7 protein-coding genes are annotated in these 7,951 nt (G+C 75.3%); 3 read left to right on the forward strand and 4 right to left on the reverse strand.

Going from position 1 to position 7,951, the window contains the following annotated elements; translation table 11 throughout:
* Positions 1–68 precede the first annotated feature (68 nt).
* Positions 69–1,784: a sensor histidine kinase gene (locus RZ84_RS33565; RefSeq protein ID WP_052230350.1), complete on the reverse strand. Its 1,716-nt coding sequence runs from the start codon at positions 1,782–1,784 to the stop codon at positions 69–71.
* 176 nt (positions 1,785–1,960) lie between these two features.
* Here RZ84_RS33565 and RZ84_RS33570 point away from each other — a divergent pair, with 176 nt between their 5' ends.
* Entirely contained in the window at positions 1,961–2,842 is an 882-nt protein-coding gene (locus tag RZ84_RS33570; protein ID WP_107068328.1) for a universal stress protein, read from the forward strand.
* A 24-nt stretch (positions 2,843–2,866) separates the two neighbouring features.
* Here the strand turns inward: RZ84_RS33570 and RZ84_RS33575 are convergent, their stop codons facing one another.
* The 3 genes from RZ84_RS33575 to RZ84_RS33585 form a co-directional block, all read right to left on the reverse strand.
* Positions 2,867–4,228 (reverse strand): nicotinate phosphoribosyltransferase, encoded by a 1,362-nt coding sequence (locus tag RZ84_RS33575; RefSeq protein ID WP_078894462.1) that lies wholly within the window; start codon positions 4,226–4,228, stop codon positions 2,867–2,869.
* 37 nt (positions 4,229–4,265) lie between these two features.
* On the reverse strand, positions 4,266–4,565 hold the full coding sequence (locus RZ84_RS33580) for a DUF1876 domain-containing protein (RefSeq protein ID WP_043268331.1): 300 nt from the start codon (positions 4,563–4,565) through the stop codon (positions 4,266–4,268).
* Between the two features lie 114 nt (positions 4,566–4,679).
* Positions 4,680–5,549: a universal stress protein gene (locus RZ84_RS33585; RefSeq protein WP_043268333.1), complete on the reverse strand. Its 870-nt coding sequence runs from the start codon at positions 5,547–5,549 to the stop codon at positions 4,680–4,682.
* A 228-nt stretch (positions 5,550–5,777) separates the two neighbouring features.
* Between RZ84_RS33585 and RZ84_RS33590 the strand changes: the two genes are divergently transcribed.
* Together RZ84_RS33590 and RZ84_RS33595 are read left to right on the forward strand one after the other, a co-directional pair.
* Positions 5,778–6,944 (forward strand): exonuclease SbcCD subunit D, encoded by a 1,167-nt coding sequence (locus RZ84_RS33590; RefSeq protein WP_043268335.1) that lies wholly within the window; start codon positions 5,778–5,780, stop codon positions 6,942–6,944.
* Positions 6,941–7,951, forward strand: a 1,011-nt coding sequence (locus RZ84_RS33595; protein ID WP_241777979.1) for an AAA family ATPase, incomplete at its 3' end; no start/stop codon positions are given. The genes RZ84_RS33590 and RZ84_RS33595, both read left to right, overlap by 4 nt.

Genomic DNA, 7,951 nt, shown 5'->3' on the forward strand with positions numbered 1-7,951 from the left:
AGCGCACCTAGGTCCTGTCCGATGGACCAGGGCCGGACAGCCCCTGCCTCCGACCGCGGCCCACCCGCTCACCCCGTGGGCAGCGGCACCCGCCACACCACCCGCGTCCCACCGGCCGCCGGCGCCTCCACCACCAGCTCACCGCCCACGCTCTCGGCCCGCTTGGCGAGGTTCGCGAGCCCGCTGCGCCGGCCGCCCCGGGGCATGCCCACGCCGTTGTCGGTGACCGACAGGGTCAGCGTGCCGCCGCGCACGATCAGCGAGACGCCCACCGCGGTCGCCCGGGCATGCCGGGCGGCGTTGCTCAGCGCCTCGGCGAGCACCGCCGGCACATGGTCGGCGATCTCCGGCGGCACATCGGTGTCGATCAGGCCCTCCATGTGGAGCGCGGGGGTGAAGCCCAGCGGGCGGGCGGCCTGTTCCACGGCGGTGACCGTGCGCACCCGCAGCCCGTGGCCCGCCCGCCCGGATTCGCGGGCGCGCAGCCCGAAGATGGTGGACCGGATGATCTTGATCGTCTCGTCCAGGTCGTCCACCGCCCGCAGCAGCCGTGCGCCGGCCTCCGGGTGGTCCACGAACCGCACCACGCTCTGCAGGGTCATCCCCGTGGCGAACAGCCGCTGGATGGCCAGATCGTGCAGATCGCGGGCGATCCGGTCGCGGTCCCCCAGCAGTGCCAACTGCTCGGCGGCGGCCCGCTGTTCGGACAGCTCCATCGCCAGCGCCGCCTGCCCGGCGAACGTCAGCAGCGGCGCCGTCTCCGGTTCGCTGAACGGGGCACGGCCGCACAGTCGGGCCAGCATCAGCACGCCCCGCACCCGCTCCCCGGTGATCATCGGCACCGCGACCGCGGGCCCCAGACCGGACCAGCGCGGCGGACCCGCCGTGATCCTCGGGTCGTGCTCGATGTCCAGGCTGATCAGCGGCCTGCCGGCGGTGAACGCGGCCCCGGCGAACGAGCCCTCCAGGGGCAGCACCAGCCCCCGGTGGTCATCCGCGTCGACGCCGGACGCCAGCACCATCCGCAGCTCACCGGGCGCGTCCGGCAGCGCCAGGACACCGAGATCCGCGTCGAGGATCCGCAGCGCATGGCCGACGATCAGGTGCAGTACGTGCATCTCGTCCGCCCCCGGCATCAGGCTCGCCACGATCTCGCCGTTCGCCTCCAGCAGCCGCTGGCGGTACCGCGCCTCCTCGTAGAGCCGGGCGTTCTCGATGGCCACCCCCGCCGCCACCGCGAACGTCGACAGCACCGTCTCGTCCTCGGGTCCGAACGGGCCGCCGCCCCGCTTCTCGGTCAGGTAGAGATTGCCGAACACCTCGTCGCGGACCCGGATCGGCACCCCCAGGAAGCTGTGCATCGCGGGGTGGTGCGGCGGGAATCCGTACGACGCGGGATGCGCGGAGAGTTCCGCCAGCCGCAGCGGCCGGGGGTGCCGGATCAGCTCGCCGAGAATGCCGTGCCCGGCCGGCAACGGGCCGATGGCGCGCTCCTGTTCGGCACTGATCCCCACCGGCAGGAACTGCGAGAGCCGGGTGCCCTCCCCGACCACGCCCAGCGCGCCGTACTCGGCGTCCACGACCAGCATCGCCGCCTCGACGATCCGGCGCAGCACCTGCGAGAGGTCCAGCCCGCGGCCCACCGACAGCACGGCCTCCAGCAGCAGATGCGCCGACTCGACGCTGCCGCGGTGCACCGCGTCCAGCTGCGCCTGGAGGTCCTCGGGCAGGGCCGCCAGCCGCCGCCGCGCCGCACCGCTCCGGTCGTTCGCCTGCTCGCCCACGATGCCTCCACCGTGGTCCGCACCACGTGGCCGAGACCACAGCTCCACGGTAGCCGCCGCCCGGCGCCGGGGGCGCAACGAGAGCCGAGCGGCCCTCGTCCCGGACGGCCCCGCCGTGCGAAGGTGAAAACAGCAGCACACCGCAGCGGCACGAAGCACAGAAGGCGGTGGGGACCATGGAACTCCCGCTGGTCGTAGGTGTGGACGGATCGGAATCCGGACTGCGGGCGCTCGACTGGGCGGTGGACGAGGCGGCACTCCACGGGCTGCCGCTGCGCCTGGTGTACGCCTCCCAGTGGGAGCGCTACGAAGGCAAGGCACTCGCCGAGGGTGCCTCCGCCGGGGGTGCCTCCTCCGAGCAGCTGATCGCCGACGGCATCGTCGGATCGGCCGCCGACCGCGCAGGCCGCCGCAACCCCGGCGTCGAGGTCACCGTGCAGGTGCTGGCCGACGACCCGGTCAGCGCCCTGCTGCGCGAGGCCCCCTACGCCACCGCCGTGGTCCTCGGCTCCAAGGGGCGCGGCGAATTCGTCGATCTGCTGCTGGGGTCGGTCAGCCTCTCGGTGGCCGCCCGCGCCACGCACCCCGTCGTCGTGGTCCGCGGCGACAAGGCCGGCCTGGCGGGCACCCATGACCGCGTCCTGCTCGGCGTCGGCGACACCGCCAAGGGATCCCAGGCCGTCCGGTTCGCCTTCCGCGAGGCGGAGGCCCGCGGCTGCGCCCTGGACGCGGTCCGCGCCTGGCGCTGCCCCGCGTACGAGACCGCCGACCGCGCGGAGCGCCCGGCCGGACCGGAGCACTACTACGAGCAGCAGGCATCCGCACTGGTCGACGAGGCGCTGGAGCCGGAGGCCGTCGACCACCCGTCGGTGCAACTGCGCCGCAGCACCGTCGAGGGCCCGGCGCACAAGGTGCTGGTCCGGCGGTCGGCCGCCGCGGACCTGCTGGTCGTCGGGGCCCGGCACCGGCACGGCCACTTCGGGCTCCAGCTCGGCCGGGTGGGGCACGCCGCGCTGCACCACGCCGCCTGCCCGGTGGCGGTGGTCCCGCACGGCTGAGGCCGGCCGGGGCGCCGTCGGGCGTCAGGCGTAGCGGCCGTACGGCGCCAGCACCGCCCGCTCGATCCGCCGCCGGACGTCCTCGGCCAGTGCGGCCAGCGGCGCGGAGACCGACGCCGCCACCGGCACCGGCGACCGGATCGCGCGGGCCGCGGCCGGCAGCTCCGCGACATCCGCCGCCAGCCGCCGCCGGGCGTCCGTCAGCGGCGTACGCGGCGCACAGCGCACCCCGTCGCGCATCAGCGTCTCCAGCAGCGGCACCGTCCCCGCGGGCGGCAGCTCGTCGGTCAGCCCGATCACATCGCGGCAGCCGCGCCCCCGGAACACCTGCTTGCGTCCCGGGGCGGTCACCTTCGACGACGACAGCTTCATCACCGGCCGCCCGTCGTAGGCGACGAGCTTGTACGCCGAATCCACGAACGGCGCGTCGGCGCTGACCCCGACCCGGGTGCCCACCGCGTACACATCGATCGGCGCCCCCGCGCTCACCAGGTCGTGCACCGCGAACTCGTCCAGCCCGCCGCTCGCCACGATCCGCACCTGCGGCAACTCCGCCCGGTCCAGCATCGCCCGCGCCCGCACCGCCAGCGCCCCCAGATCACCGCTGTCCAGCCGGATCGCCGCCCCGTCGGCACGGTCCATGGCGTGCAGCACCCGGGCCGCCGCCGCCACACCGGACACGGTGTCGTAGGTGTCCACCAGGAACGTCACCGGCCCGGGGTGGGTGCGTGCGAACGCGGTGAACGCCGTCTCCTCGTCCTCGAACGCCTCGACGTACGAGTGCGCCATGGTGCCGACCGCCGGCAGCCGCTCGGCATGCGCCGCCGCGACATTGCTGGTCCCCGCGAAACCGGCCATCGCCGACAGCCGGGCCGCCTGGAACCCCGCCTCCACCCCGTGCGTCCGCCGCAGCGCGAAATCCACCACGGCCCGCCCCCGCGCGGCCAGCACGCAGCGCGCGCACTTCGTGGCGATGGCCGTCTGGTGGCTGATCTGGTTCAGTACGAAGGTCTCCACCAACTGCGCCTGCGGCAGCGGCGCGGTGATCTCCAGCAGCGGCTCACCGGCCAGCACCACCCGGCCCTCGGGCACCGCGCGCACCTCGCCCCCGAAGCGCAGGCCGAGCAGCGGCGCCAGCTCCCGTACCGGCCGCCGCAGCGCCTCGGCGAACACCTCGACGTCCTCCGGCCCGACCCGGAACCGGGTGAGGAAGTCGAGCACCGACTCCACCCCGGCGGCGATCAGGAACCCGCGGTCGGGCGGCAGTTCACGGACGAAGCAGCTGAACGTGGCCGGCTGCTCCATCCGCTCCCGCAGATACGAGAGCGCCATGGTCACTTCGTACAGGTCGGTCGTCGTCACACCGGCCGTCGTCCCATCCGGCACGGCCGACTCCTTCCCCGGCCGGGGCCTTTCCCGCGCCCTAGGCCGGCTCGCTCGTCCAGCCGTAGGCGGTGCGCCGCTCGTGCCCCGGGGGCGCGGCGCCGACGCCCGCCAGATCGTGGTCCGCCAGCCGGATCAGCTGCCCGGCGAGGTCCTTCATCGCCCGCCCGGCCGCCAGCTCGTCCCCGATCACCGGTACGTCCTGGTCCTCGGGATTGCACCGGGCCCGGCCGTGCCCGGTCAGCGACTGGGTTCCGGTGTCCAGCTCCACCCGCGCCCTGGTCGTCCCGTCCTCCTCGGTGAGAAAGAGCCGGACGGGCCACTCGGCGGTCCTTGCCATGACGCACCTCCGCGGTGTCCTCCGGGCCGCGCCGTCCGACCGGCCCGTATCCCCATTGTCGGAGCAACCCGCCGAAGACGGCGCGCGCACGCCCACCGGGCGCCGCGGACCGGCTCACTCGTGCGGCACCACCGCCACCGGGCACGGCGCGTGATGCACCGCCGCCTGGACGATGTGGCCGATCCGCGGCGCGGGGAACCGCAGCTTGTGCCGGCGGCCGACGGCCAGCAGCGCCACCCCGGCGGCGTGCCGCAGCAGCGCCGGCGCCGGGCTCTGCATCTCCACCCGGGCGTCCACCGGCACGTCGGGGAACTTCTCCCGCCACGGCCCGAGCGCCGCCTCCAGTTCCTGCCGGGCGTCCCGGGCCGCTCCTTCCGCGGCGACCGGCTCCACCCCGCCGCCCCGGTTGTACGCGTACGAGGGCAGATGCCGGCCGTGCACCGCACGCAGCGTGACACCTCGGAGAGCGGCGCTCTCGAACGCGAACGCCAGCAGCGCCTCACACGGCTCGTGCAGGCTCAGCCCGACCATCACCGGGGCGTCCGGCGCCTGCCCGCCGGCGTCCTGTCCGGCCCGGACGAGCACCGTGGGAGTGTCGGTGTGCGCCACCACCTTGAGCCCGACCTCGCCCAGGACGTACCGGGCCATCGCGCCCAGGTCCCGGGTGCCGAGCACCAGCAGGTCGGACCGGCCGGCGGCGTCCTCGAGGGCCGCCAGGGGGTCCTCGGAGACCAGGGCCTCGTCCACCGGCAGGTCCGGATGGCGGGCCCGGACCGCCTCGTGGGCGTCGCGCACGATCCGGTGCGCCCAGTAGTTCTGGTCCGCCTCCCGGGCCGGCCCGGCCGCCGGCTCCGGGGCGAGCAGCACCCAGGCGTGCAGCAGCCGCAGCCGCGCCCCTCGCAGCTCGGCCTCCCGCGCCGCCCAGAGGGCGGCGGCCGATGCCTCGGGCGTCCCGTCCACTCCGACGGTGACGACGTCCTTCATGACCTCACCTCGCTCCGTTCCTCGCTCCGTTCCCGCTCGCGGCCGAACGCATCGCGCCACTCCTCAAGTGTCCGACGGATCGGCGATCGGGGTGGCAGGATGAGGCCGGTGCGCGGACCGGGCACGGCGGGGACTAGCCTGGTCGGCCGCCGGTCAGCGGGACGGAAGCGCCGGTCAGCAGGGTTCGGGAGGGGCGCAGGTGCGGGTCATGGGGGGCGGAGCGACCGGGTGAGGTTTCTGCACACGTCCGACTGGCATCTGGGGCGGTCCTTCCACCGCGTGAGCATGCTCGCCGCCCAGCGCGCGTTCCTCGACCACCTCGTCGCCACGGTCCGCGACCGGGAGGCCGACGCGGTCCTGGTCGCCGGCGACGTCTACGACCGCGCGGTACCGCCGCTGGCCGCCGTCGAGCTCTTCGACGACGCCCTGCACCGGCTCGCCGCGCTCGGCGTGCCCACCGTCATGATCTCCGGCAACCACGACTCGGCCCGCCGGCTGGGCGTCGGCTCCGGGCTGCTGCGGCAGGCCGGTATCCACCTGCGCACCGACCCGGCCGCCTGCGGCACCCCCGTCCTCCTCGACGACGCGCACGGCCCGGTCGCCCTCTACGGACTGCCGTATCTCGAACCGGCCATGGTGCGCGACACCCTCGGCGCGCCGCGCGCCGATCACGCCGCGGTGCTCGGCGCCGCGATGGACCGGGTCCGCGACGACCTGGCCACCCGGCCCCGCGGGACGCGCTCCGTGGTCCTCGCGCACGCCTTCGTCACCGGGGGCACCGCCAGCGACAGCGAGCGGGACATCACCGTCGGCGGGGTCGCGTCCGTCCCCGCCGCCGTGTTCGACGGCGTCGACTACGCGGCCCTGGGGCATCTGCACGGCTGCCAGACCCTCACCGAGCGGGTCCGCTACTCCGGATCGCCGCTCGCCTACTCCTTCTCCGAGGCCGCGCACCGCAAGTCGTCCTGGCTCGTCGACCTCGACGCGGACGGCACCGTGCACGCCGAGCGGGTGGACTGCCCGGTGCCACGACAGCTGGCCCGTATCCGGGGGCCGCTGGAACAGCTGCTGGACGACCCCGAGTTGGCCCGGCACGAGGACTCCTGGGTCGAGGCGACGCTCACCGACAGCGCCCGGCCGCACGAGCCGATGGCCCAACTGGCCAAGCGCTTCCCGCACACCCTCAGCCTGGTCTTCGACCCGGACGAGGCCCCGGACCGGTCCACGGCCTCGTACGCCCAGCGGCTGCGCGGCCGGAGCGACCAGGAGATCGCCGAGGACTTCGTGGCACACGTCCGGTCCGGGCGCGCCGCCGACGACGCGGAGCGGGCCGAACTGCGCTCCGCCATCGACGAGGTACGGGCCGCCGACGCGGCGGCGGAGGTGGCGCGATGAGGCTGCACCGGCTGACCGTCACCGCGTTCGGGCCGTTCCGCGGCACCCAGACCGTCGACTTCGACCGGCTCGCGCGAGGCGGCCTCTTCCTGCTGCACGGGCCGACCGGCGCGGGCAAGACCTCGGTCCTGGACGCGGTCTGCTTCGCGCTGTACGGGTCGGTACCCGGGGCGCGGCAGAGCGGCCAGGCCCTGCGCAGCGATCTGGCCGACCCGTCCACCCTGACCGAGGTCGTCCTCGAACTGACCGTGGCCGAGCGCCGGTTGGAGATCACCCGGCTGCCCGAGCAGCCCCGCCCGAAGAAGCGCGGCAGCGGTAAGACGAAGGAGAAGGCGCAGAGTCGGCTGCGCGAGTTCGTCACCGCGGGGCCGGCGGCCGACGGCGCGCCGGCCGGCGAGTGGCGGGCGCTGAGCCGCTCGCACCAGGAGATCGGCGAGGAGATCCAGCAGCTGCTCGGCATGAGCAAGGAGCAGTTCTGCCAGGTGGTGCTGCTGCCGCAGGGCGACTTCGCGCGCTTCCTGCGGGCGGACGCGGAGGCACGGGCCCGGCTGCTGGGGCGGCTCTTCGACACCCGACGGTTCGCCGCGCTCGAAGAGGAGCTGACGGCGCGCCGCAGGGCCGCGGCCGACCGGGTCGCGGCCGGCGACGACCGGCTGCTCGCGATGGCGCACCGGATCGCGCAGGCCGCCGGGGCCACCCCCGATCTCGACGATTCGTCAGTGCCCGCCCTGGCAAAGGCGGTTGTGCCGGTACAGGCCGGGGCGGACCGGCGCGGTGGACGGGCGGCGGCCACCGCACCGGCCGCCGCCGGGCCCGGTCCCGGCGACCCGGGATTCGCCGGGGCGGTGCTGGCCCGCGCCGCGGTCGCCCGGGTGGGCGCCCGCGAGCGCCGGGAGATCGCCGCGTCCGCGGTCCACGCCGCCGAGACGGCGGAGCGGTCGGCCGCCGCACGGCTGGAGGAGGCCCTGGAGCGCGACCGGCTCCAGCGGCGGCACGCCGAGGCCCCC

The sequence above is a fragment of the Streptomyces sp. CT34 genome, assembly GCF_000805335.1.
Taxonomy (GTDB): Bacteria; Actinomycetota; Actinomycetes; order Streptomycetales; family Streptomycetaceae; genus Streptomyces.